The 24,026-nt window shown below is 29.5% G+C and carries 24 protein-coding genes, 1 other RNA gene and 1 pseudogene; 22 read left to right on the forward strand and 4 right to left on the reverse strand.

Annotated elements, in window-relative coordinates; all coding sequences use genetic code 11:
* From eno to smpB, 5 genes and pseudogenes are all read left to right on the forward strand, one after another.
* A pseudogene (eno, locus tag FAY47_RS16340) lies at positions 1 to 209 on the forward strand (phosphopyruvate hydratase); the annotation flags it as partial.
* Positions 210 to 367: 158 nt separating this feature from the next.
* Complete coding sequence (gene secG / locus FAY47_RS16345) at positions 368 to 601, forward strand: preprotein translocase subunit SecG (protein WP_143317996.1); 234 nt, start codon at positions 368 to 370, stop codon at positions 599 to 601.
* 179 nt (positions 602 to 780) lie between these two features.
* Positions 781 to 1,398 (forward strand): hypothetical protein, encoded by a 618-nt coding sequence (locus FAY47_RS16350; RefSeq protein WP_143317997.1) that lies wholly within the window; start codon positions 781 to 783, stop codon positions 1,396 to 1,398.
* Between the two features lie 174 nt (positions 1,399 to 1,572).
* Positions 1,573 to 3,798 carry a ribonuclease R gene (rnr, locus tag FAY47_RS16355; RefSeq protein WP_143317998.1) on the forward strand — a complete coding sequence of 742 codons (2,226 nt, stop codon included), beginning with the start codon at positions 1,573 to 1,575 and terminating at the stop codon, positions 3,796 to 3,798.
* Between the two features lie 35 nt (positions 3,799 to 3,833).
* Entirely contained in the window at positions 3,834 to 4,304 is a 471-nt protein-coding gene (gene smpB / locus FAY47_RS16360) for an SsrA-binding protein SmpB (RefSeq protein ID WP_143318000.1), read from the forward strand.
* A gap of 171 nt (positions 4,305 to 4,475) precedes the next feature.
* Here smpB and FAY47_RS16365 read toward each other — a convergent pair whose 3' ends face one another.
* A complete protein-coding gene (locus FAY47_RS16365) occupies positions 4,476 to 5,774 on the reverse strand; it encodes an amidase domain-containing protein (protein WP_185966870.1) in 1,299 nt (432 codons plus the stop codon).
* A gap of 274 nt (positions 5,775 to 6,048) precedes the next feature.
* On the opposite strand from FAY47_RS16365, the gene ssrA reads away from it, so the two are divergent.
* The 4 genes from ssrA to FAY47_RS21025 all read left to right on the forward strand — a co-directional run bounded on the left by ssrA (position 6,049) and on the right by FAY47_RS21025 (position 7,750).
* Positions 6,049 to 6,403, forward strand: a transfer-messenger RNA (tmRNA) gene (gene ssrA, locus FAY47_RS16370).
* A gap of 409 nt (positions 6,404 to 6,812) precedes the next feature.
* Complete coding sequence (locus tag FAY47_RS16375; RefSeq protein ID WP_143318002.1) at positions 6,813 to 7,178, forward strand: DUF1304 domain-containing protein; 366 nt, start codon at positions 6,813 to 6,815, stop codon at positions 7,176 to 7,178.
* Positions 7,179 to 7,424: 246 nt separating this feature from the next.
* Positions 7,425 to 7,550 (forward strand): hypothetical protein, encoded by a 126-nt coding sequence (locus FAY47_RS21235; protein ID WP_279232124.1) that lies wholly within the window; start codon positions 7,425 to 7,427, stop codon positions 7,548 to 7,550.
* Between the two features lie 17 nt (positions 7,551 to 7,567).
* The gene (locus FAY47_RS21025; protein WP_243129649.1) at positions 7,568 to 7,750 is read left to right on the forward strand and encodes a hypothetical protein; all 183 of its coding nucleotides are present in this window, start codon (positions 7,568 to 7,570) and stop codon (positions 7,748 to 7,750) included.
* A 231-nt stretch (positions 7,751 to 7,981) separates the two neighbouring features.
* Here FAY47_RS21025 and FAY47_RS16385 read toward each other — a convergent pair whose 3' ends face one another.
* Positions 7,982 to 9,946, reverse strand: coding sequence for an alpha-L-arabinofuranosidase C-terminal domain-containing protein (locus FAY47_RS16385; RefSeq protein ID WP_143318003.1), 1,965 nt, complete (start codon positions 9,944 to 9,946; stop codon positions 7,982 to 7,984).
* Between the two features lie 313 nt (positions 9,947 to 10,259).
* Here FAY47_RS16385 and FAY47_RS16390 point away from each other — a divergent pair, with 313 nt between their 5' ends.
* The 4 genes from FAY47_RS16390 (at position 10,260) to FAY47_RS16400 (ending at position 15,545) form a co-directional block, all read left to right on the forward strand.
* Positions 10,260 to 11,894: a helix-turn-helix domain-containing protein gene (locus tag FAY47_RS16390; RefSeq protein ID WP_143318004.1), complete on the forward strand. Its 1,635-nt coding sequence runs from the start codon at positions 10,260 to 10,262 to the stop codon at positions 11,892 to 11,894.
* A gap of 155 nt (positions 11,895 to 12,049) precedes the next feature.
* Complete coding sequence (locus FAY47_RS16395; RefSeq protein WP_143318005.1) at positions 12,050 to 13,777, forward strand: methyl-accepting chemotaxis protein; 1,728 nt, start codon at positions 12,050 to 12,052, stop codon at positions 13,775 to 13,777.
* A 285-nt stretch (positions 13,778 to 14,062) separates the two neighbouring features.
* Positions 14,063 to 14,212 (forward strand): hypothetical protein, encoded by a 150-nt coding sequence (locus FAY47_RS20430; protein WP_185966871.1) that lies wholly within the window; start codon positions 14,063 to 14,065, stop codon positions 14,210 to 14,212.
* 373 nt (positions 14,213 to 14,585) lie between these two features.
* Positions 14,586 to 15,545, forward strand: coding sequence for a hypothetical protein (locus tag FAY47_RS16400; protein WP_143318007.1), 960 nt, complete (start codon positions 14,586 to 14,588; stop codon positions 15,543 to 15,545).
* Positions 15,546 to 15,887: 342 nt separating this feature from the next.
* On the opposite strand, the gene FAY47_RS16405 is transcribed toward FAY47_RS16400, so the two are convergent.
* On the reverse strand, positions 15,888 to 16,301 hold the full coding sequence (locus FAY47_RS16405; protein ID WP_347562804.1) for a DUF2085 domain-containing protein: 414 nt from the start codon (positions 16,299 to 16,301) through the stop codon (positions 15,888 to 15,890).
* Complete coding sequence (locus FAY47_RS16410; protein WP_143318009.1) at positions 16,252 to 16,545, reverse strand: zinc ribbon domain-containing protein; 294 nt, start codon at positions 16,543 to 16,545, stop codon at positions 16,252 to 16,254. Before FAY47_RS16410 ends, FAY47_RS16405 begins: the two co-directional genes overlap by 50 nt.
* A gap of 278 nt (positions 16,546 to 16,823) precedes the next feature.
* Between FAY47_RS16410 and FAY47_RS21240 the strand changes: the two genes are divergently transcribed.
* From FAY47_RS21240 to FAY47_RS16450, 9 genes are all read left to right on the forward strand, one after another.
* The gene (locus tag FAY47_RS21240; protein ID WP_143318011.1) at positions 16,824 to 17,180 is read left to right on the forward strand and encodes a MarR family transcriptional regulator; all 357 of its coding nucleotides are present in this window, start codon (positions 16,824 to 16,826) and stop codon (positions 17,178 to 17,180) included.
* A gap of 153 nt (positions 17,181 to 17,333) precedes the next feature.
* On the forward strand, positions 17,334 to 17,546 hold the full coding sequence (locus FAY47_RS20435; RefSeq protein WP_185966872.1) for a hypothetical protein: 213 nt from the start codon (positions 17,334 to 17,336) through the stop codon (positions 17,544 to 17,546).
* Positions 17,547 to 17,554: 8 nt separating this feature from the next.
* Complete coding sequence (locus FAY47_RS20440; RefSeq protein ID WP_191768100.1) at positions 17,555 to 17,707, forward strand: hypothetical protein; 153 nt, start codon at positions 17,555 to 17,557, stop codon at positions 17,705 to 17,707.
* 322 nt (positions 17,708 to 18,029) lie between these two features.
* A complete protein-coding gene (locus tag FAY47_RS16425) occupies positions 18,030 to 18,926 on the forward strand; it encodes an ROK family protein (protein WP_143318013.1) in 897 nt (298 codons plus the stop codon).
* Positions 18,927 to 19,027: 101 nt separating this feature from the next.
* Positions 19,028 to 20,467: a glycoside hydrolase family 1 protein gene (locus FAY47_RS16430; RefSeq protein WP_143318014.1), complete on the forward strand. Its 1,440-nt coding sequence runs from the start codon at positions 19,028 to 19,030 to the stop codon at positions 20,465 to 20,467.
* A gap of 65 nt (positions 20,468 to 20,532) precedes the next feature.
* On the forward strand, positions 20,533 to 20,835 hold the full coding sequence (locus FAY47_RS16435) for a PTS sugar transporter subunit IIB (protein WP_143318016.1): 303 nt from the start codon (positions 20,533 to 20,535) through the stop codon (positions 20,833 to 20,835).
* Positions 20,836 to 20,851: 16 nt separating this feature from the next.
* Entirely contained in the window at positions 20,852 to 22,219 is a 1,368-nt protein-coding gene (locus tag FAY47_RS16440; RefSeq protein WP_143318017.1) for a PTS transporter subunit EIIC, read from the forward strand.
* 30 nt (positions 22,220 to 22,249) lie between these two features.
* Positions 22,250 to 22,561 carry a PTS lactose/cellobiose transporter subunit IIA gene (locus FAY47_RS16445; RefSeq protein WP_143318018.1) on the forward strand — a complete coding sequence of 104 codons (312 nt, stop codon included), beginning with the start codon at positions 22,250 to 22,252 and terminating at the stop codon, positions 22,559 to 22,561.
* A 211-nt stretch (positions 22,562 to 22,772) separates the two neighbouring features.
* On the forward strand, positions 22,773 to 23,825 hold the full coding sequence (locus tag FAY47_RS16450; protein WP_143318020.1) for a LacI family DNA-binding transcriptional regulator: 1,053 nt from the start codon (positions 22,773 to 22,775) through the stop codon (positions 23,823 to 23,825).
* Positions 23,826 to 24,026: the final 201 nt, after the last annotated feature.

The raw sequence follows: 24,026 nt of genomic DNA on the forward strand, positions 1-24,026 counted from the left end.
ATACAGCAGTAGTATCACATAGATCAGGAGAAACAGAAGATACAACTATAGCAGATCTTGTAGTAGCAGTAAATGCAGGACAAATTAAAACAGGAGCTCCAGCAAGAAGTGAAAGAGTTGCTAAGTATAATCAATTAATAAGAATAGAAGAAGAACTAGAAAGTGTTGCTGAATATAGAGGAAGAAAAGCTTTCTTCAACATTAAATAGCATAAAAAGTGCCAAAGAATTTCAAAATCTTTGGCACTTTTTATTATAAATTGTAATAGAAAAATAGATAGCATATTTAACTTGAAAAAAAATACATATTATGTTATGCTAATATCAATTGATTATGTAAGGAATTATAGAAATTAGGAGGTGTTCTAATGAAAAATGCACTTTTAGTTTTAGAAGTAATTTTAGGATTAGTAGTAATTGTTGCTGTATTAGTACAACCAAGTAAGTCAGATGCGTTAAGTGGATTAGTACAAGGAAGTAAAAATGAAACTTTCTACTCAAGAAATAAATCTAGAACAAAAGAGGTTAAACTTGAGAGATTAACAATGATAGCAATGATATTATTTGCAGCAGTGGCTTTAGCATTAAACATAATAAAATAATGTAAGATAGCAGCTATTTATATAGCTGTTTATTTTTTTGCCTAAAATTAAGTAATATAGGATTTTAAATAAAAGTTTTGTATTTCTATCTTTATATTTTTTCTATAAGGCGGAAAGAATATATAAGGAAGGATTTATACTTAGTGTAAGTTAAAGCTTCTGGAAAGGAGTGAATTTTTATGAAAGTTAAAAATGTTAAATTAACCATAGCAGCATTAGTGGTATTTCAAATAATCTTAGTTATAAGTGCTATTATTAATATTATGTTAAGAGATTGGAAGGGGCTAGGATCAGTAGCATTAGCCATTGTTTGCACTACACTGCCTTTTATAGTTTATGCTATTGCAAATAAAAAGAAGATAATGTTGCCTCCTAGATTTCGTCTTATATCATTACTATTTATTTTTCTTTCCTTATATTTAGGTGAGATTATTAAATTTTATGATAGATTCTGGTGGTGGGATTTACTTCTTCATGGGATATTTGGTAGTTATGCTGCTATTGTAGGTTTATATATTATAAAAGAGATAATTACAAAGGAAAAAGAAGTAACAGATAAGAGATTTAATTTTTTTAAGGTAACATTTGCTTCAAGTTTTTCTATAACTTTAGGCACATTATGGGAGGTATTTGAATTCTTAGGGGATTATTTTTTTAAAACAACTATGGTTAAAGGTGGCATTGAAGATACAGCAACAGATCTAATTGCAAAAATCTTAGCTGCATTTATTACTTCTGTAATTTTCTATCTGAAGGATTTAAAAAAAGTTAGAGGTATTAAGAATAATTCTATATGAAGATATAATAAAAATTAATAAATGAAAAAAAGTGGATTTTTGATTAATCTACTTTTTTTCTTAAATTTGCTAATAAAAAAAGCCGTGAGGCTATTACTTATGGTAAGATATACATAAGAAAAGAAAAGGTTGGCTAAAATATAGTTATATTATGTTTTAGTAGGAGGTAAGTTGATGGGAATAAAAAAAGCTTTATTGGAATTCATGAGGGAAGAAGCATACAGACCTATGGATATCCAAGAACTTGTAGCAGTATTTGATATAAATAAAGATGAATATAAGGCATTTAAAAAGGTTTTAAGAACTATGGAAAAGGAAGGTATTATTCTTAGAACCAAGAATGATAAATTTGCCTTGCCTGAAAGATTAGGACTTGTTACAGGAAAACTTCAAGCTCATGCAAAAGGTTTTGGATTCCTTATTCCTGAAAAAGAAGGAGAAAAGGATGTTTTCATTCCAGGATCTTTTATGAATGGGGCTATGAATGGAGATAAAATACTTGTCCAAATTACTAGAGAAGATAAAAATGGTAAGAAGAGAGAAGGGGAAGTAGTCCAAGTTCTTGAAAGAGGAAACTCTAAAATAATAGGAGTATATGAAGATAGCAGAAATTTTGGTTTTGTTGTAGCAGAGGACACTAGAATAAACCAAGATATATTTGTTTCTAAAAAAGATAAAAACGGAGCAGAACATGGAGATGTAGTAGTTGTAGAGATTACTAAGTGGCCAGAAAAAAGAAGAAGCCCAGAAGGTGTAATAACAGAAGTATTAGGTAAAAAGGGAGACAAGGGATTAGATATATTAACTATTATTAAGAAATTTGGACTTCCAGAAGAGTTCCCTAATAAGGTATTAAACTTTGCTGAAAATATTGAAGAAGAAATAGATGAAAAAGAATATAAGAGAAGAACAGATCTTAGAGATGTGGTTATGGTTACTATAGATGGTGAAGATGCTAAGGATCTAGACGATGCGGTGTCTATAGAAAAATTAGATAATGGAAGGTACAAACTTGGAGTTCATATAGCAGATGTTTCTCACTATGTTAGAGAAAAGAATCCTCTTGATAAGGAGGCTTTAAATAGAGGAACATCGGTATATTTAATAGATAGGGTTATTCCAATGCTTCCTAAAAAGTTATCTAACGGAATATGCTCATTAAATCCTAAGGTTGATAGACTTGCTTTAAGTTGTTTTATGATTATAGATAACAATGGTAAAGTTCTTGATAGTGAAATAATGGAATCTGTAATAAGAACAAATGAAAGAATGACATATACAGATGTTACAAAGATTTTGAAAGATAATGATGAAGAGCTCATTAAGAAATATAGTAATCTTGTTGATGATTTTAAAACAATGGAAGAGCTTTGCAATATTTTGAATAATAAGAGACTTAAAAGAGGTGCCATAGATTTTGATTTTGAGGAATCTAAAATTATATTAAATGAGTTTGGTAAGCCAATTGATGTAAAGCCTTATGAAAGAGAGATTGCAAATAGAATAATAGAAGAGTTTATGCTTATTTGTAATGAAACAATAGCTGAAACTATGTATTGGGCTAACTTACCATTTGTTTATAGAATTCACGAAGAGCCAGATGAAGAAAAATTACAAAAGTTTAAAGAGTTTATATATAATCTTGGATATGTTATTAAGTGGAATGGAGAGGTCAAACCAAGAAACCTTCAAGAGATATTAGAAAAGGTTCAAGGTAAAAAGGAAGAAACTGTAGTAAGTACATTGCTTTTAAGAAGCATGATGCAAGCTAGATATTCTCCAGAATGTACAGGACACTTTGGATTAGCAGCAAAATATTATTGCCATTTTACATCACCAATTAGAAGATATCCAGATTTGCAAATTCATAGGATTATTAAGGAACATCTAAATGGAAAAATAGACGAAGGAAGACATAAGAAGCTTACTACCCTAGTTGAATTTGCATCAAGACAATCATCTGATACTGAAAGGGTTGCACAACAAGCAGAGAGAGAAGTAGATGATTTAAAGAAAGCTGAATATATGCAAGATAGAATAGGAGAAGAATTTGAAGGAATAGTGTCTTCAGTAACTTCTTTTGGTATGTTTGTAGAACTTCCAAACACTATAGAAGGGTTAGTTCATATTACAGCTTTAGATGATGATTATTATGTTTATGATGAAGTTCATCTTTGCTTAATGGGAGAAAGAACCAAGAAGGTATATAGGCTTGGGGATTCTGTTAAGGTTAGATGTAGCAAGGTAGATATTCCAAATCGTGAAATCTATTTTGATATGATTGAAGATGAATATACTAGAGAAGAAATAAAAGCAACAAAGGAACTTTTAGAAAAGTTGCCAGAAGTTAAGCAAGATTTAAAAGAAGAAGTTGAAGAAAAGAGTGAGGATATATTATAATTATATAAAAATATATACCTAAAGTGGGTGAGAGTATGGTAAGAAAGAAAAATAGTAATTCTTTAGCTGAAAATAGAAAAGCTAGGCATGACTATTTTATAGAAGAGACAATAGAAGCAGGGATCGCTTTAGTAGGGACAGAAGTAAAATCAATTAGAAATGGTAAGTGTAATTTAAAAGATTGTTATGGAGATATATGGAATGGGGAAATGTTTATTAAAAATATGCACATAAGCCCTTATGAACAAGGAAATATCTTTAATGTAGATCCTTTAAGAGATAGAAAATTGTTACTTCACAAGCAAGAAATATTTAGATTAACTGGATTAGTTCAAAGAGATGGATATACTTTAGTGCCATTGTCTTTATATCTTAAGAATGGAAGAGTAAAAGTAGCTCTTGGAATTTGTAGAGGTAAGAAAAATTACGATAAGAGAGATGCAATGCTTGAAAAGGCTCATAAGAGAGATATTGACAGAGAGATGAAGGAAAGAAATAAATATTAAAAATAAAGAGGATTAAAACTAAGTTGGGGTCAGTTTTAATCCTCTTTTCATTTTTACATTTTCTTAGGTGGAAATGTAAAGATGTATATAAAAAAATTGTTGGGCTGATTAATCGTTATAATATATAGTTTACATCAAATTACAAATATTGTCTAGGAAAATTGTGTATTATTAGGCGATTATATGAATAAAGTAAAAGCTAATATTCTTATCACCCCAGCCTAGATCAAAAGGAACTTGATATCTATCAACTGTATGGGAATTTATTAAAGGATAACCTTTAGAATCAAATCCAGTAATTACAGCGTTATGATCAATATCATTTTTCTTGTCATAAGAAACAAGATCTCCTATGGAAAGATTTTTAAATACAAAAGTGCCATCTTTAAGCGGTTTTAATGAATTTGCAAAGTCAGACTTTTTAATTACCTTGCCTTTGCCGCTATAAAGAATATAATTTTTAAAACCATCAGCATTTAGCCAAGCAGCACTGCCTTGCTGGCTCTTAGGTATAAAGTACCAAGTATAATCATTAGGAAGAGCACCTCCCTCTTTATCTCCAAGGCATTGAGACACATAATTAGTGCAATTACCACCAGAGCCTGTAAAGTTAAAATACTTTTTGTTATATTTATCAGGATTTTTACTAGCCCATGTTACACCACAATATTTATTTGCATAGTTTTTGCATGCATCTCTCTTAAATTTCTTATTAGTAGGTGCTTTAACATCATCTCTCTTAAAATTTATATTATAGGCAGATTGTTTTGTTAGGGGGATTTCCTTTTCTTTTAAAGTAAAAGAATATTTTTTTAGACCATCTTCAAAGCAATCTAAGTAATAATCTTTTGTTATTTTATAAGAATTATCAGCTTTTTTTAAGCCAATAGTATGGAATAAAGATACTCCAAACTCATTTTTAACATTTGGTTCATCATTATAGACGTATTCAAATTTATATTCTTCATCTATCCTTATATTAAAATGATCAGGACCTCCTTTAATATAGCGAATATTAGGATAAGAAGTGATTGAAGTAAAGGTAATGTTCCGTTCATTTGCCCAATCTCGTAAGTATGCTATTCTTTGAAATTCATGGTGCAAAGAATAGCTGCTAAGGTTAGTATTTAATATAAAGTATTTGTAGAGGTTTTCTACATTTCCTGTAATAAAGGAGGAATTTCGAGTAGAATAAAATTCATCAAAGAAGGCTGAAATAGAGGCCTTTGAGGCCTCTTCATCATCAGGAATTTCTACAGGATCAGTATGGGAACTTAATGTTTTTAAAGATTTGAAGTCAGTACTTGTATTAAAACTATTAGCATAACTGGTAGTTCTGGGATAGTCTTTTGAAATCATAATAAGAGCGCTTGTAATTAAATATAATAAAATAAATGATAAAAAGACTATTCTTAGAGTAATATGCTTTTCTTTAATAAATTTTTTAAAGTCATGAAACCAAAGTGACATGATATTTCCTCCTTTGCCTATGAATAAAAATAGTGTTTGCATTTTTAGCTAATTTTATAACGGAAATAAGTGCCTTATGAAGATGTTCATAGCTATATGTGAAGATTATATAAAATCTATAAATTTTTTAATCAAAAGAAAAAGGAAAAGTCTAATGTTATTAGCAAACTAAGAATTCATTAACATTTGACATGAATTTTTATGTGATATATAATCAAGTTACTGAAGAAGTTAAAACTGAATAAAGAGTTTTGAGAATTCTTCTTACAAACATGGGGGCGTTATGGCTTCGACGGGGGTAAGGTGGGTTTGATAAGCGGGCCGAGGAAAGCATGGTGCCTCGATAATCAAGTATGCATTAAAGATAAACGCAGAAGATAATTTTGCATTAGCAGCTTAATTTAAGCAGCTCATCCGCCCAGGTTGCCTACGACTTGGATAACGGGTGTCATTAAAGTAGGAAACGAAGTCTAGCAAAGCTTTGAGCTAGAGGGGTATTTATGAAGCTAGCAAATTAGTCTCCCGTCTGTAGGGGTTCTAAGGAGCGAATCTTAATATGCAGACTACGCTCGTAGAAAGTCAGACTGGTCTGCTTTCGGACAGGGGTTCGATACCCCTCGCCTCCACCAAATAATCACTGAGATTGTGATACAACGAAAAACCCTTGATTTCAAGGGTTTTCGTTGTTTTTAAGGCCAAAATGTATGGTTGAATTTTAATTTTCTGAGTTAGTTTTTGGGATTTATATAGAGTAAATGCACCAACCTAATGTTTTCAATATTAGGTGGGTGTAGTTTTTAGTAAATAATATTTTTTGTTTATCATTTTCAAGATAATAATATATTGACAACTACAATTTAGCAGAGTAAAATTTGATTGTAACAAATTAAATTTATACAGAACTTTTAATGCTTAAAAAATAAATTTTAGTTGGTATATTTTCATAAAAGTCTGTTATTTATAGTTTTAGGCAGATGTTTATGTAAAAGATGGAGACTTACAAGAAAATAAGATTATGAATGTGAAAAGGAGGATATTATGAAGATTGTCTTAGATACTTTAGTAATTGCAGTAGCGGTTGAACATATTTTTATAATGTTACTTGAGATGTTTTTTATTAAATCATCAGTTGCTAGAAGAACCTTTAATATAGATAGTAAACTTCTTGATAGAAAAGAAGTAGGAGTTATGTTTGCAAATCAAGGATTATATAATGGCTTCTTAGCTGCAGGATTATTTTGGAGTTTTTTTATACCAGAATCAATGTCAACTCAATTAAAATTTTTCTTTTTAGGCTGTGTAATTATTGCTGCCATATATGGAGCAATTACATCTAATAAAAATATTCTTTTAAAGCAAGGTGGTTTAGCCATATTAGCGATGATTATATTAATAATAATTTGAATGGTAAATTTAAAATTTGAGACCGTATTGAAATGTTTAAATAATGGAATTTTATTTATGGAAGTCAGAAATAAGTTGCTCTTATTTTTAAACTAAATTTCACTATATAGAATAATTTAAACTAGGAGAGGATTTATTACGAATAATACAATAGAAACAATAAAAAATCATAAATCAATAATACAATATCTAGATAAAGAGGTTCCAAATGAATTAATCGATGAAATTGTTAAAAGTGCTTAGGCTATGCCTAACTCAATAAATGGACAACAAACATCTGTTATAGTTGTAAGAGATAAAAAGAAGAGAGAAAAATTAACAGAATTAGTTGGTAATCAAGAATATGTGGCAAAAGCTCCAGTATTCTTGTAGGAGATGTAGATGTTGGAATAGCTTTAGGAGCTTCTGTTGTTGCTGCCAAATCTCTTGGACTTGACACAGTACCTATTGGTGGTATAAGAAAAAATCCAGAAGAACTTATAGAAATATTAGGATTGCCTACTTACCTTTGCCTACGGCTTCCTTTGATTATATCGCTAAATTGTATCAAAATTATAGTCGTTAGACAATGAAACCCACGAAAATCTAATTTGGATTTTCGTGGGTTATTTTAATTATAGATTCTGAATTATTAATGATAAATCGACACACAAATAAAGTATAAAACTATAGAAGATTCCAAAGGTAATGTTTCATCTCAATTATAAAATCAACAACTATTTGCATATTGATCGAATAGCTGCTTACTGCATAAAGCAAGAAAGGTTTTATAAAGTTATAGTGTATTCTATATTTACATATATTTATTCTAGCTCAATTCTAGTTATTGAATGAGCAGGGAAGGTATAATTAAAATCTCCTTTTCCTACAAAAACATTACTTTTATTAATAGTGACATTATTGGGTTGTTCTAATGTGTTCATAGAATATATACTTGAACCATTCATCGTTAACACTTTTGCTTTTTTAGCATGAGTATATTTGTCAAAAACTACATTTGTTGTCACATCACTATCTGGGCTTTGGTTAACAACTAATAGATTAACATTTCCATGATTATCTTTTGCAGCAATTGTAGATAATGCACCTACATTTGGAGAACTAGCACCTTTTGCAAGTTCAATTTGAGGATTATTTTTTATTTTTGTGCTAATTTGAGTCATTCCACCTAACTTAGACATCATTTCAATAGATAAACCTGCTGGTGTTGCAACAAAATTGTCGTCTTTTCCATTACTTATAATTGCAGCATTAAATCTTCGAGCTGTCGGTGCATCAGTTTCATCTGGGTTAAATGGGGTATCGTTAAGTAAAAATCTATGTGCAAGTGGAATTCCAATGTTCTGATATTGGATAAGCTCGCTTGCATTCAAAAGACCTTCTGATAAGTTCAAATGGAAAGCTTTATCTCCATCCTTTGGTATATTTCCTTGACCATGACCATATGCTGATGGAATGAGCGGAACATGCTTTCCAGCATAACCATCTATTTCATTTTGCATATTATTTAATTTAGTTTTTTGGAATTCTGGTGCGAGAAATAACTGTTTTGTAAATTCATCTACAGGAAGATTATTTTTCGGAAAACCATCTGTAAGTGGATGGTAGGCAACACCATCATATTGATATGTTGAACCCATTGCCTCAAAAAATCCAGTTTCTCCATCTTGTGCAGCAACCTTAATATTTGGATTAACAGCCTTTAGTGCTTTGTAATAATCAACAAATCCGCCATGAGGTCCTGATTTGTATGTAATTGTAATTTTACTTCCTTTAGCTGGAATTTTACCGTGTATACCATCACCAAATGTAATTTTACCGCTTTTATTTTCAATTGTATAAACCTCATTAATAGGTAAAGCTGTCTTTAAATTATATGTTTGTTTCCATTCAACTCCGTTGACGTAAACTGTTTGGCTTTCAGGTGCAACTGGTGGATAACTTGCATAGAAATCTTGATTTGCTGTTCCTTTGCTAATCGATGAATCAGGTGTTAAATCAGCATAACCAATAGTATCTTGATTCTCAAATAAGGTAGTACCACCAAAAGCATATAATGCTGATTTTATATTTGTAGCATTAGTTGTATGCTCTCCAACTTCAATAGGTTTACCATCGCGCCAATGAGTAGCTACAGTGAGGTCATCCTCGTTTCCAACATCCCACCAATTAAAATCATATGGTTTAGGGTGACCGTTCTTTGCTCTAAGAGCAGCCCAATAACTTGGATCATTAGGATCAGAAGAAGGATGTTCGCTTATTGGTGTTGTCATATAAGCCAAATACTGAGAAGCACTTTGTACATCATCCCTATTTATGTTTAGAATCATTACACCTTTGGCTCCGGTTTTGTCAAGTAAATCACCTATTTCATCAGGACCAAAAGTTGAAGGCTGACCAGGTCCACCATCTCTTGCACGGTTCATAGGTCTCTGATCCATTGGGCCGATAGCACGTTTCCAATCAAAACAAGTTGCACTTATAGTACCACCTCCATATCTTATTGAAGTGATTCCTAACTGTCTTACCATTTTTGTAAATGAGTGATATGCCTTTCCGGTTTTTGGATTTGCAGCACCTTCTCCGTTCTTCGTCCAATTTATTATGGCTCCGAACAGTTCAGGATTTATAACTTTACCTTCCTCAGACACATTTATAGTAATTTGGCTTGAAGGTTGTTGTTCATTCGCATAACTAGTAGTTTGCAATGGAATAATAACTATAAATATGAGAGCTAGCAGCAACGCTTTTACTTTTATCTTTTTCATTGTAATATTCCCCCTTAAATTGATGTATTCTATATAACATTAATTTAAATTTAGCATTGTTCTACTGTTTCGTTAGAAACAAATGAAAATATTAAACTTATATAGCTGTAGATTAATAGTTATATATCTTACTGTTCATTCATTATATATTTATTAAATATTTAGCTAAATCTAGATATATAAAATATTATAGATAATATTTTCCGACAACAATATGCATGAGCATAAATAATAACATATAATATTTTTGCATGTTCACAAAGGCTTATTGTTTTTGTCTATAGAAATATACAATTATGGAGGTTATATGTGAATGTTTATTAATATTATTATAGAAAAGCTAAAAATGTATGCTCCAGAAAGCTACATTAACAATAAAAGTATAACTTTTATCCAATCTGTAAAATATTTAGAAAATACTATTACAGATTTTGTTCCCGATATACTTTATGTGGGAGAGATGTCAAATTTTCCAATTAATCACATTCACTTACATGAAGCTAATTTTTTAATTATATCCAAAGATAAATTGCCTCATTCTATTGCTAAGGAAATAAATTGCAATATAATATTTATTTCTAGCAATAGTATTGTATCAATTTTTAATTCCATTTTAGATATTTTTTCTGAATATCAAAGATTAAGCTATAGCTCCTCAAGAATGTTAGATGCTCTTTTACAAGATAATGGTCTTCAGAATATTGTTAATATTGGTTTTGAACTTATTGGGAACCCTATTTTTGTTAGAAATGCTAATTTGAATATACTTACTTTTACAGAAAATATTGAAGTTGATATTCCTGTATGGGAAAATATTAAATCACGAGGTTATCAAATATATAATAAATTGCACAAGTTTTTAACAAATGAAATATTAAGTTCTGCGATACCTATATACCTAAAATCGCCTAATAGCAGGTTCAATATTAGAGAAAAGACTGGAAATGAAATAACTGAAAATTCTAAGTCTGTGTTATATGTTAATTCTAATAAAAATATTAAGTTTGCTGAATCAAGAATATGGTCAAATATTTATTGTGGAAATAAGTTTTTAGGGCAAGCTGTAATACTTGAAGTATTTAAACCGTTTAAGGAAAGTGATATATCATTGATCAATCAGTTAAGTGCTACACTGTCTATAGAACTTCAGAAACACAAATATTATGAAACAACAAATGCAGACAATAGAGATTTACTAATCTTAGATTTACTAAATGAAAAAATTAAAAATCAAGAAGCCATTAATGAAAATTTAAAATTTGCTAATTGGAATTTAAACGAATGGCTGCGTATTATCAGTATTACTATGGAGCAAGAAAAAATATCATTAATTCAATTTAAGTTTATTCTGAATTTTTTGAAAAAAATTTTTCCAGACTCTGTATGTGTTTTATACGATGGAAATATTGTTATAGTAATTAATTACATTGACGATAAAACATTCCTTGAAAGTTATTCGAAAAAATTAAATACTTTTTTAGATGATCAGAACATATTTTGTGGAATTAGCAGACCATTTTCAAATTTAATTGATATTAGTAAGTATTATAAACAGTCACTTAAATCAATAGAATTAGGAAAACACTTAAATGGTGATAAATTTATTTTTTTCTATGATTCATATATTTTGCAGCATATTTTCTCTTTATGCTCTGGTAATGAATCACTTAAGGAATTTTGTCACCCTTCGCTTTTGGAACTTATTGATTATGATAAAAAGTATAATACAGATTATGTAAATACACTATATTCATACATAATAAATTTTAAAAATCAGACAGAACTTGCTAAATTAATGAATGTACATAGAAATACTTTATATTATAGAATTTCTAAAATAGAAGAAATAATTAATATTAACTTAAATAATATAGATGAATTTGTGAGTATTTACTTATCGTTCAAAATATTGGAATATACTGGTGGAAAAATTTTCAATCATAAATGAAAGGTATAATAGGCAAAAAGATTATTTGGATGTTTCTAGGCTAATGTAATATTAATAACATACATAAATTTAACTGTACGTCAAAGTAATCATACATGTTTTGTAAGTTAAATTATAAGCATGTTGAACTAATAAACAAAGGAGAGTAATTAATTATGAACTACTTTAAAAATTTAAAAATTTCTCAAAAATTGATATCAGCTTTTATTACGGTTGCAATATTAGTTGGTGTTGTTGGGGGGGTTGGATTAAGTAATATGAATAAAATTAACACTAATGCAATAAAAATGCATGATGAAAATTTAAATTCAATACAGTACTTGTATAATTTAAGACTTAATTTTGCTGAAATACGCACGGATGTTATAAGAATATTATTTCAAAGTAAAGGTGGTAATTTAGTTAATGCGGGTAAATCTTTACCTAAAGAGGTTGATTCTTTATTTGATGAAAACAGCAAGATTATGGAAACATATAATAATATACTAACTTCTGATGATGATAAGAAAGCTCTTTCTGAATTGAAGCAAAATCAAGATGTTTATAAAAAAGAGATGGATTCAATATCAAAGCTTATAGAGGAAAATAATTATGATGCTGCTAATGAAAAATTTAAAGGGAATGTTGTTAACGTTAGAAGATTTATAGAATCTACTCTAGATCAATTAATAGATAATAATATTGCTGATGCGGACAACTTTAATACTGCAAATAAATTAACATACAGAAATTCTTCATATATTACAACTGTTTTAGTAATATTAAGTTTTATTGTAGCAATTATACTTGGCTTAGCAATATCGATGCTAATTTCAAAACAGCTCAAAAAAGTTTTGAGTTTTGCTAATGCTCTTGGTGATGGTGATTTAACCCAATCGATAGAAATACAATCTAAAGATGAAATAGGAAATCTTGCAGTTGCTTTAAATAATGCAAAAAGCAATATACATAATTTAATTAGTGAATTAGTTAACAGTATTAGTGAAATTAGTTCTAAAAGTGAAGAACTTTCAGCAAATACAGAAGAGATATATTCTAAAATGGAACTTGTAAATAAATCTACAGAGCAGATATCAAAGGGAACTCAAGATTTAAGTGCTACTACAGAAGAAGTGAATGCTTCAACTGAGGAAGTAACTACGACTACAAATATTCTTTCGAAAAATGCTGCTGATACAATGATTTCTGTAAATGAAATAAAAGAACGTGCTATGGATATAAAGAATACTGCATCTCAAAACATAGAAGAAGGAAATTTGATTTACGAAAAGAATTGCTCTAATATAACACAGGCTATTGAAGATGCAAAGGTTGTTGAACAAGTTAAGATAATGGCGGATTCTATTGCAGATATAGCAGAACAAACTAATTTACTTGCTTTAAATGCCGCAATTGAAGCCGCAAGAGCTGGTGAACAAGGAAAAGGCTTCGCTGTAGTTGCTGATGAAGTTAAACAGTTAGCTGAACAATCATCTCAATCGGTAGAAAATATTAGAAGTATGGTGGCAAAAATTCAAAATTCAGTTGATAATCTTTCGAAAAGTGGACAAGACATTCTTGAGTTTATATCTAATAATGTAAAGCCTAATTACGAGTTTCTAATGAGTACAGGTCTTCAATATGAAAAAGATGCTGAGTTTATGAGTAATATAGTAAATAATTTTGCAGCTTCATCTAAGCAAATTGATGAGGTAATAATGCAAGTGAGCAGTGCAATTGAAAATGTGTCAGGAGTGGCACAGGAATCTGCAGCAGGTTCTGAGGAGATATTAGGAAGTGTTGATGAAATCACTCATGCTATTAATGAAGTTTCAAAATCATCTCAAGTTCAGGCAGAATTTTTACAGAAACTTAATCAAATGATACAAAAATTCAAGATATAATAAAAAATTAGAATAAATGCAAGCGTTAAAGAATTACGTGTGACAGTAAATTAATGTAAATGTAAAATAAACACAATGGGAAAATCTTTTTTTCTGTTGATCGCAACTTTATTATAGAAAGAATTGTTTGAAAGGATATATTAAAAGTAAAAAAATAATCATAGAAAGAAGCGGATATAGATACTGAAACATTATATGTAGATAGTATTCTGTATAACATTAAGTAATTGTGGATTTTGAAGGTCACCATTCGACTCCACCAATGAAACCCATGACAGTGATGTCGTGGGTCTTTTTCTTACGTGTCCATTATGGGTTATAACAGCAGTAGGAACTTGTACTGCTATTATTAAGGTGGCGGAAGCTGATGGAAATAAAACTACTGCTTGTTCTGTCACTGATGTAGAAGAATTTTATATAATATTAACAGAATAAGATATATGAGTTCTATAATGGGAAAAATACTTATAAGTAAGCTCAGTCGATTATTAGTTGACATTAATAAATAATCTATAGTAAAATAAACTTGTATATTGACATATAATGTAATAATGGGTAATAAATGAAACTAATTCAAACTATAGTGTTAGTGAAAAAAGGACAAGCTCATATACAGTTATTGTAGTGATATTAATATTAATTTTAATATATATTCAGTACCTGGCACATGCCTAAGTATTGAAATAACTGTAAATTTATTTGTGGTAATATAGAAACTTTCTTAATTAAGAACGCAAAATAAGCGTTAAATAACTTATTTTTAAATCATAAGTGAGAAATTTATTTAAACTATATGGGGGGGCTTATTATGAAAAAATTATTTTCTAGACATTTGATTTTTACAATGATATTTATTTTTATGATGTCTACAAATGCATTAGCAACAACAGTAAGTGTTGGTGCTGATGGAACAGCAAATTTTACAAATGCTCAGTTCTATGTATTAGGTTCATCGAATGTTACTACATATAACACTTCTTCTGGTACAACAGTATCTGGAGCAATTTATCCTGGTGATCTTTGCAAGGTGTTAGATGCTACAGGAACCTACTGGAAGGTTAGTTATCCAACATCAAAAGGTGCAAAGATAGCTTATGTAAATAAAGCAAATATCCTTAGCAGCACAAGTTATTCTAAAAGAATAAGCATAAGTGCCAATGAAACGGTCTATACTAAATCAGATATGAGTACTAGATTTGGTTCTGTTTATACTACAGATACGATATATATGTTATCTCCTATATCAAATGGTAAGGCGCAGATAATATACAATGTGTCAGGTGGTTATAAAATAGGCTGGATTTATACAACAACAACAACAACAAAAGATATCTTCGAAAAAGAGAGGATTAAATTCCCAAATGGAAAGTATTGGAATCACCCATTTGGAGGAAACAATCCTGATGGATATTCATCAACACCAAGTAGTCATTCAGGGCATAATTATTATGGTACCTGTGGTTGTAACAGTTATGATGGTGCGATACAATGTTATGGATTTGCTTTGAAAGTAGGAGCTGATTTGTACGGGAAATCACCAAGACAATGGACAAGGAGTACGTCAAAGAGTGATGTTTATAACCTAAGACCTGGAGATTATATCAGATTCAAAAATGACAGACATTCTGCTATTGTAACTGGAAGAGATAGTAATTACATATATGTTGTTGAATGTAATGCTGATGGAAGAAATGGAATCAGTTGGAATGGAAAATATAGCATTTCAACTGTGTATAGTACTTTAACTGAAATCCGTAAACATCCTTAGAATAGTAATCCCTAAAGTTATTGAACAAGAATAAAAGGATATTTGGGTTACTAAAAGATGACTTAAGGATTTGATGTTAATCAATAAAGTAATTCTGAAATAGCTAAAGTTAGTATAGTGCTAGCTTTAGCTATTTTACAATAGAAAACTAAAATATATTTATTCTGTAAGTGGCAACATTACAATATGCGAAGTTAATAAAGAAATATTATATTATAAGAATTATTCAAACAATCTATGTGAATTTCAAAGGGCACGCTTCGCCTCCACCAATGAAACCCTCGGCTAAATAAATTAGTCGAGGGTTCTAGTATTAGCTTCTTTACTTATTAAGTACAAACCTTAATGATTTTTAGCAAAATTATGGCCGCATTTCAATGTGAAAATAATTGATATTATAAAGATATTACACAAAGCATAGCCAAAAAAAAGACCTGTAAAAAATCTTTTCAAATTATTACTTTTATAATTAGTTAGTAATTGCATAAAACCATCTAAAATCAGTGGAGTCATTAAAAGTAAGTTGTATATTACATTGGGATGATATAAAGAAAATAGAAAAGGTGAACAAATCATTCCGATTAGCTCACCAGTGCATCTAGCACATATAGGAAATTTCTTGTTTCTAAAATAGAAAGATCTATCTGCTCTACAATGGCAGCCAAAAATAATTGGTAACCATTTATAAAAAAAAACTTTTTCCATTTTATAAACCAGACATAGCTCCAGCAGCTCCAAGCATAAACATAAGTACATAAAATACTATTATACAAATAACTGAAACTAAAGCTCCAATACCAGCTGCTTTTGATGTTCTTGGTTTAGTATCTTTCCAAACTAAAAATAAAACCAGTCCAACAACTGGAACACAACATCCTAATAATCCCCATGCAAAACCACCATTATCTACAACTGTTGGATTTAGATTTGTAGAAACTCCACAATGGATGCATACAGATGCCTTATCATCAATTTCTTTTCCGCAATTCTTACAAAACATTATAATTCCACCCCCTTAACATAGAAATTATATATAAATACTAACTAATTGTCAATATGTTAGAGTTATTGTAAAATTGTATACTTTTTTGGTTAAGTATGTTATATTCTTAAGAAATTACCAATACTCAATTTTAGCTTAATCATAAAAATAATATAAAAATGTATAGGAGTGAAGATGAAATTAATTGTTAAATGAAAGAAGATCAGGGCAGTGGATAACTAGAATTTGATATTTATGAACCTTTTAAGGGTAACTAAATGTGAGGTGAAATAAAATTGAATTTATATGGTCATAAAGTAAATCAGCTGGCTCGGAATTTTACAAAGAAATTAAATGAGAAAATTTCTCTTCTTAGTTTATATTCTTTACAATGGGCTATTATATTATATTTGCATGAAAAAAAGCAATGTATACAAATTCAATTGTGTAAATATCTCGGTGTAGAAGCGCCTACAGTTACTAGGACATTAACTAGGATGGAAGAAATGGGATTAGTAATCCGAAATGAGGGAAAAGATAAGCGTGAAAGACTTATAAAACTAACAGAAAAAGCGTATGAGATGTTTCCTAAATGGCATCAAGCTGCTCAAGATTTAAAAATAGAGGCTATAAGTAACATTGATAGAGATTAACTAGAGATTTTTAATAATATTTTAGAAAAAATGGGAATAAATCTTATGAACTTAAAAACTGCGTATAATACAGCATTAGGTGAGATTCCTCATAATGAGGAAATGCTTGAAATGATGTGACCAGTATTTTTCTCCTTAGAACATGTTAGCTAATTGATTGATCAATACTGCCCAACAAAGGGGAATTTAAGTTTATCTGATGAAGATTTAGCACAACTATTGCTTGTATTAGAAACAATGGCAACATCTATTGAGCAGAAAAAAGCAATAAAACCTAAAAGACTCACTATTATAGAAGAAATATCTCAAATTTGTGAAGAAATTAATTCAGTTCAAGAAGCACTGACTATGAAGAGTGCGTGGTAAAAAAATTAATGATTAAACTTGCAAAAGATGATCAATATTTTGGTAGGAAACGTGCAATGATTCTTTTTAAAAATCCAGAAGATGTACTTATAGCTAAAAGCTTTCTTAAGCCTGTGGTATTTTTTATACAAAAATATAAAAAATATATTGAAATGCAATAACATATAGTGTATTATATAAACATAAACACGTGTTCACACAGTGGAATCTTAGTATGAGTTCTAAAATAAAAATATAAATTATAGTAGTTTAAAATTATTATATTTACTATATGGCGGTAATAATCATGATTTGAACTAGTATTGTGAAAAGAATAGTTATATACAACAAAAAAAATAAATTTTTTTAAACGCTAATAAACGCGCGTTTATTAAACGGAGATTTATGAACATATTATGATATTTAAATAATGAATGTTAATGAAGTTATATGAAGCTTATAAAAGTCATCATATTAAAATCATTAAATTTGAGGAGAGATGTTATGAGAAAATATAATTTAGGAATTGATATAGGAGGAACTTTTATCAAATATGCTTTAGTAGATGAGCACTATAATATTCAAAAAAAGTGGAAGAACAAAACTATCAAATTTCCTAATAAAGATGATTTGTATGATTATATATGCTCTAATGCAGATAATATTGATGAAATCAATGTAATCGGTGTCAGTGCACCGGGACTTATAGATAAAAAATCAAATGTAAAATCATATGCGGCTCCTAATATTACTGTTATGTATGATACAAACATAAATGATGAGATTATGAAAAGAATGGACAAAAGAGTTGTATCAATAAATGATGCGAAAGCAGCAGGATTGTGTGAATTTCAAATTGGAAATGCAAAAGGGAGTGAATCAGCGGCATTTTTAATTATAGGTACAGGAACAGGTGGTTGTGTATGCGATCAAAATGGTGTTATATACGGTAAGGATTCATATGCAGGAGAATTTCATAATATTCCTTTTGTAAACGATAAGACTAAGGAAATTCAAAAAATGGGTGATTATTCATCAATAACGGGGCTAATAAACATATATAATAGCAAAGTTAATGAAAACGATTATCTCAAATATGGACAAGAAGTATGTAAGAAATATTTAGAGGGAGATGAAATAGCAGAAGTTTCAATTGAAGAATGGATAAAAAACATAGTAATTCAATTAGTGGCTATAACTGTTTTTTACAACCCTGAAATTATATGTATAGGCGGTGGAATATCAGAATCAGATTGGTTTATAGATAAAATCAAGAAAGAGTATAAAGATATTTGTACTAAATATTTTGAAGCAGATTTTATTACTACAGAAATTGAACGATGTATGTATAATAATGATGCAAATATACTAGGAGCTATTATAAATGCAAATATAAAATAATAATGGATTTCTTAATATAAAAAGAGCAATAGTCATGATAAAGATTGGAAATAGACAAAATTATAATAGATTATAAATTAAGATTGTAGGGGGATGATTAAGTGATATATGAAAAAGTAGAAAAATTCAAAGATGATTTCTTATGGGGATCAGCATCAGCTGCTTATCAGATTGAAGGTGCATGGAACAAAGATGGAAAAGGTGAAAGTATATGGGATTTATATACGAGAATCCCTGGTACAACTTATAAAGATACAAATGGAAACATAGCAGTAGATCATTATAACAGATATAAAGAAGATGTAGCGTTAATGGCTGAAATGAAGTTAAAGGCCTATAGATTCTCAATTGCTTGGAGCCGTATATATCCTAATGGAAGAGGCGAAATAAATGAAGATGGATTAAAGTTTTATGAAAACTTAATAGATGAATTAATAAAAAATAATATAAAACCAATAATTACATTGTATCATTGGGATCTGCCACAATATTTACAAGATTTATATGGCGGATGGGAATCAAGAGAGATAATTAAGGATTTTGATGAATATTGCATAACACTATTTAAGAGATTTGGTGATAAGGTAAAATACTGGGTAACGCTTAATGAACAAAATGTATTTTTAACATTAGGTTATCTGACAGCATTACACCCACCAGGTGTTAAAGATCATAAAAGAATGCTACAAGCTAACCATATTGCCAATATAGCGAATGCAAAAGTTATTGAATCATTCAGAAATTATGTACCAAATGGAAAAATTGGGCCAAGCTTTGCATTTGGACCTACTTATCCATACAGCTGTAATCCAGAAGATGTTCTGGCAGCAGAAAATGCAGAAGATTTAAATTGTAACTGGTGGCTTGATGTTTATTGCAAAGGTATATATCCAGCATTTGCATTTAAATACTATGAGAGATTAGGAATAGCACCATTAATTGAAGATGGTGATTTAGAACTATTGAAAAGAGCAAAACCAGATTTTATAGGTATAAATTATTATCAGACTGCTACTGTTGCAATGAATCCATTAGATGGAGTTGGTGCAGCTGAAAGCATGAATAATACAGGAAAAAAAGGTACAACAAAAGAAAGTGGAATCCCTGGTGTATATAAAAACGTAAAAAATCAGCATTTAAAAACAACAAATTGGGATTGGGCAATTGATCCTACAGGATTAAGAGTTGGACTTAGAAGATTAACAAGCAGATATAATCTTCCTATATTAATTACTGAAAATGGTCTTGGGGAATTTGATAAGCTGGAGGAAAATGAAGTTGTAAATGATGATTATAGAATAGAGTATCTTAAAGAACATATTAAAGTATGTAAAGAAGCAATCGCAGATGGAGTTAATCTTTTAGGATATTGTACTTGGTCGTTTACAGATTTATTGAGCTGGTTAAATGGATATCAGAAGCGTTATGGATTTGTATATGTAGATAGAGATGAGAATGATGAAAGGGAATTAAAAAGAATTAAAAAGAAAAGTTTCTATTGGTATAAGGATGTTATAAGTACTAATGGAGAAGAATTATAAAGCTTAAGCCAATAATTGAATTTTACATAAACATTAAACAAAAATATTGTTAGGAGTGGTTAATTATGAAAAAAATATTATTAGTATGTTCAGCAGGGATGTCTACAAGTTTGTTAGTAACTAAAATGCAAGCTGCAGCTAAAGAAAAAGGTATTGAAATAGGAATTGAAGCTCTCCCAGTAGCTGAATGCAGTACAGTTATTGATAGTGTAGATATAGTTCTTTTAGGACCACAAGTTCGTTTTCAAAAACCACAAGTTGAAAAACTTGTAAGTGGAAGAATACCAGTAGAAGTAATAGATATGAGAGCGTATGGAACTATGAATGGAAAAGTAATCTTAGAAGATGCACTTACTAAAATTAAATAAAAAGGAGTAAATAACTATGAGTATTGTTGAGAAATTTCAAGGTTTAATTGAAAGAATGTTAGTCCCTCTGTCATCAAAACTAAATTCACAGAGACATATATGCGCAGTGAGAGATGCGTTTATATTATCATTCCCATTAACTATGGCAGGATCTCTTATGGTATTGCTTAATAATGTTTTGTTATCGCCAGATGGATTTATTTTAAAGATATTGAGATTAGATAAGGTTTTTGAGAATATTGGACAATATCAAGCAATATTTAGTCCAGTTTTAAAGGGTTCAGCAGATATATTTGCAATACTAATAGTGTTCTTAATCGCAAGAAACCTTGCGAAACAGCTTAAGGGTGATGATTTATTAACAGGTATGACTGCAATTTCTGTTTACTTTATAATTTATCCAGATTATTTCAATTCAGAAGGTGTAAATTATATCACAACAAAGTATACAGGCGCTCAAGGATTATTCGTAGCTATAATAATTGGATTACTAGTCGGCGAATTGATGTCAAGATTATCACAATCTAAAAAACTAGAAATTAAAATGCCAGAACAAGTACCTCCAGCAGTAGCAAGATCATTTAAAGTATTATTACCTATAATTATAACAACTATGTTATTTTCAATTGTAAACTTTTTCGTTAAGAAAATAGCACCAGGTGGATTACATGAATTAATTTACAGCATTATTCAGACACCATTAACAAAGATGAGTCAAAGTATAGGTTCTGTAATAATATTATCATTCTTATCTCAAGCACTTTGGGTTATGGGTATACATGGACCTAATACTATAGCAGCAATACGTGATACTATGTTCTCAGAAGCTGGCAATGCAAATCTTTCATATGTAGCTCAGCATGCTACTGCATGGGGAGCACCTTACCCAATAACATATAGCGGATTAGCTAGTGCTTTCTCTGAATATGGAGGATCAGGATGTACATTAGGTTTAGTAATATCTATTTTAATATTCAGCAAAGCAAGGGAACAAAAAAGTATAGCAAAACTTTCTTTTGCACCAGGATTATTCAATATTAATGAAATGGTTATATTTGGTTTGCCTATAGTTTTAAATCCAATTTACATAATTCCGTTTATATTAACACCTTTGGTAAATATTTTAATAGGATATATATCTATTATGGTTTTGAAAATAATACCACCAGTAGTATATGGAATTCCATGGACAACACCAGGACCATTAATGCCTTTCTTGGGAACAGGTGGAAACATTATGGCGTTAGTTATAGGCTTTATCTGCCTTGCAGTTAGCGTGTTAATATATGCACCTTTTGTAATTGCAGCAAATAAAGCAGAAGGAATAGAAGATGAAAATGAAAAGGATTATGAAAATAATGGAGAAATAGTAGAATCAATTTAAAATATTTTTAATAAGGTAGGAGAGTTACATATGGAAGGAATTGAATTAATAGCCTTTGAAATAATAAGTAACGTTGGAATGGCTAAATCACTAGCTCTTGAAGCGTTAAGAGATGTACGAGAAGGCAGATATGATGAAGCAGAAAAAAAGATGTCTGAAGCATCAGAGTATCTTGTAAAGGGTCATCATGCACATACATCATTGATACAAAAGGAAGCAGCAGGAGAAAAAGTGGAATTTTCATTAATAATAATGCATGCAGAAGATCAAATGATGGCGGCAGAAACAATCAAATCGTTGGTTGAAGAAATGATAGAAATATTTAAAGAGTTAAAGAAATAAAAAGTAGATATTTAAAGGATGTATCTGATATTTTCTCTGATACATCCTTTAAGTTTTTATAATTATGTAGTTTTTATGATGATGATTAGATGTATTTGTTTTAACATGGTAGTGTACAGTATGCTTATTGGTAAAAGTTATTGAAAAATATATACTAATATTATAATATATAGTATGAACACGGGTTTATAAGTGGAGGTATTAAAAAATTATGAATAGTAGTGACATTGCAAAACTTGCAGGAGTATCACGTAGTACAGTATCTAGAGTTATAAATAATTATTCAAATGTTCCAGAGGAAACAAGAGAAAAGGTCTTGAAAATAATTAAAGAATATGACTATGTGCCACATGCTTCGGCTAGAATGCTTGCAGGAAGTAAAAACAAAGTTATTGGATTATTTATTATAGATATGGTATATAGATCATATGGATTAAAAAGTAGAATTACAAAAAGTCCATATTATTTAGAATTTACTAGTTCGGTAATAGAAACTGCTAGTGAAATGGGATATACAGTTCTTGTTTATATAATACATAATGTACAAGGGTATGAGAAGATTAAAGAATGTTTTTATAATAAAACAATTTCTGGTGGTATATTTATAGGACAAAATGATGATGATAAAGTAATAAAAAAAATAATTGATGGTGGATATAAGGTTGTATTAGTTGATCAGTCAATTAAACCTGATGACGTTTCTTATAAAAGATGTATGATAGTAAATGCTGATAATTATGGTGGTGCATATAATGCTACAAAGTATTTTATAGATCTTAATCATACTGAAATAGTACATATTACAGGTGGAACAGGTAAATTTTCATCAAAGGATAGGATTAGAGGATATAAAAAAGCATTGGAAGAAGCAGGTATACCTATAAATAAAAACTTGATTATAAATAGTGAATTTATTGAAGATGGTGGATATAATGCTGTTAAGAAACTATTTAACAAAAATATCAAGTTTACAGCTATTTTTGCAAGTAATGATAAAATAGCTTTTGGAGCTATAAAGGCAATAAAAGAAGCAGGACTTAGAGTGCCAGAAGATATTTCAGTAATAGGATTTGATGATATTGAAGCATCAAAATATTTTAATCCACCACTTACTTCAATGAAAATGGAGCTAGTACAAATGGCAGAATTAGCAACAAAATCTATTATTACATCAATAGATAATAATGTGGTATTTTCAGCTAATTATGTTATTCCAGTTAAGTTTGTAGAAAGAAAAAGCTGTTATGATAATAATTCAAAATGATTATATGAATTTTTTTAGAACTTATAGTAATATATTCTTGATTATTAATCATAAAAAACACCTTTTAGTGAAAATTTTATTGTTTCAGATAAATTTTACGCTAAATAGGTGTTTTTTTTATGACTTTTTATATGTTTAAATTAAATTTTTTCTTAAAATAGATATTTCTAATTATATAGGAATTTAATAGTTGCAAGTTAA

It is taken from the genome of Clostridium sp. HBUAS56017 (genome assembly GCF_007115085.1).
In the GTDB taxonomy this organism is placed as follows: domain Bacteria; phylum Bacillota; class Clostridia; order Clostridiales; family Clostridiaceae; genus Clostridium; species Clostridium cibarium.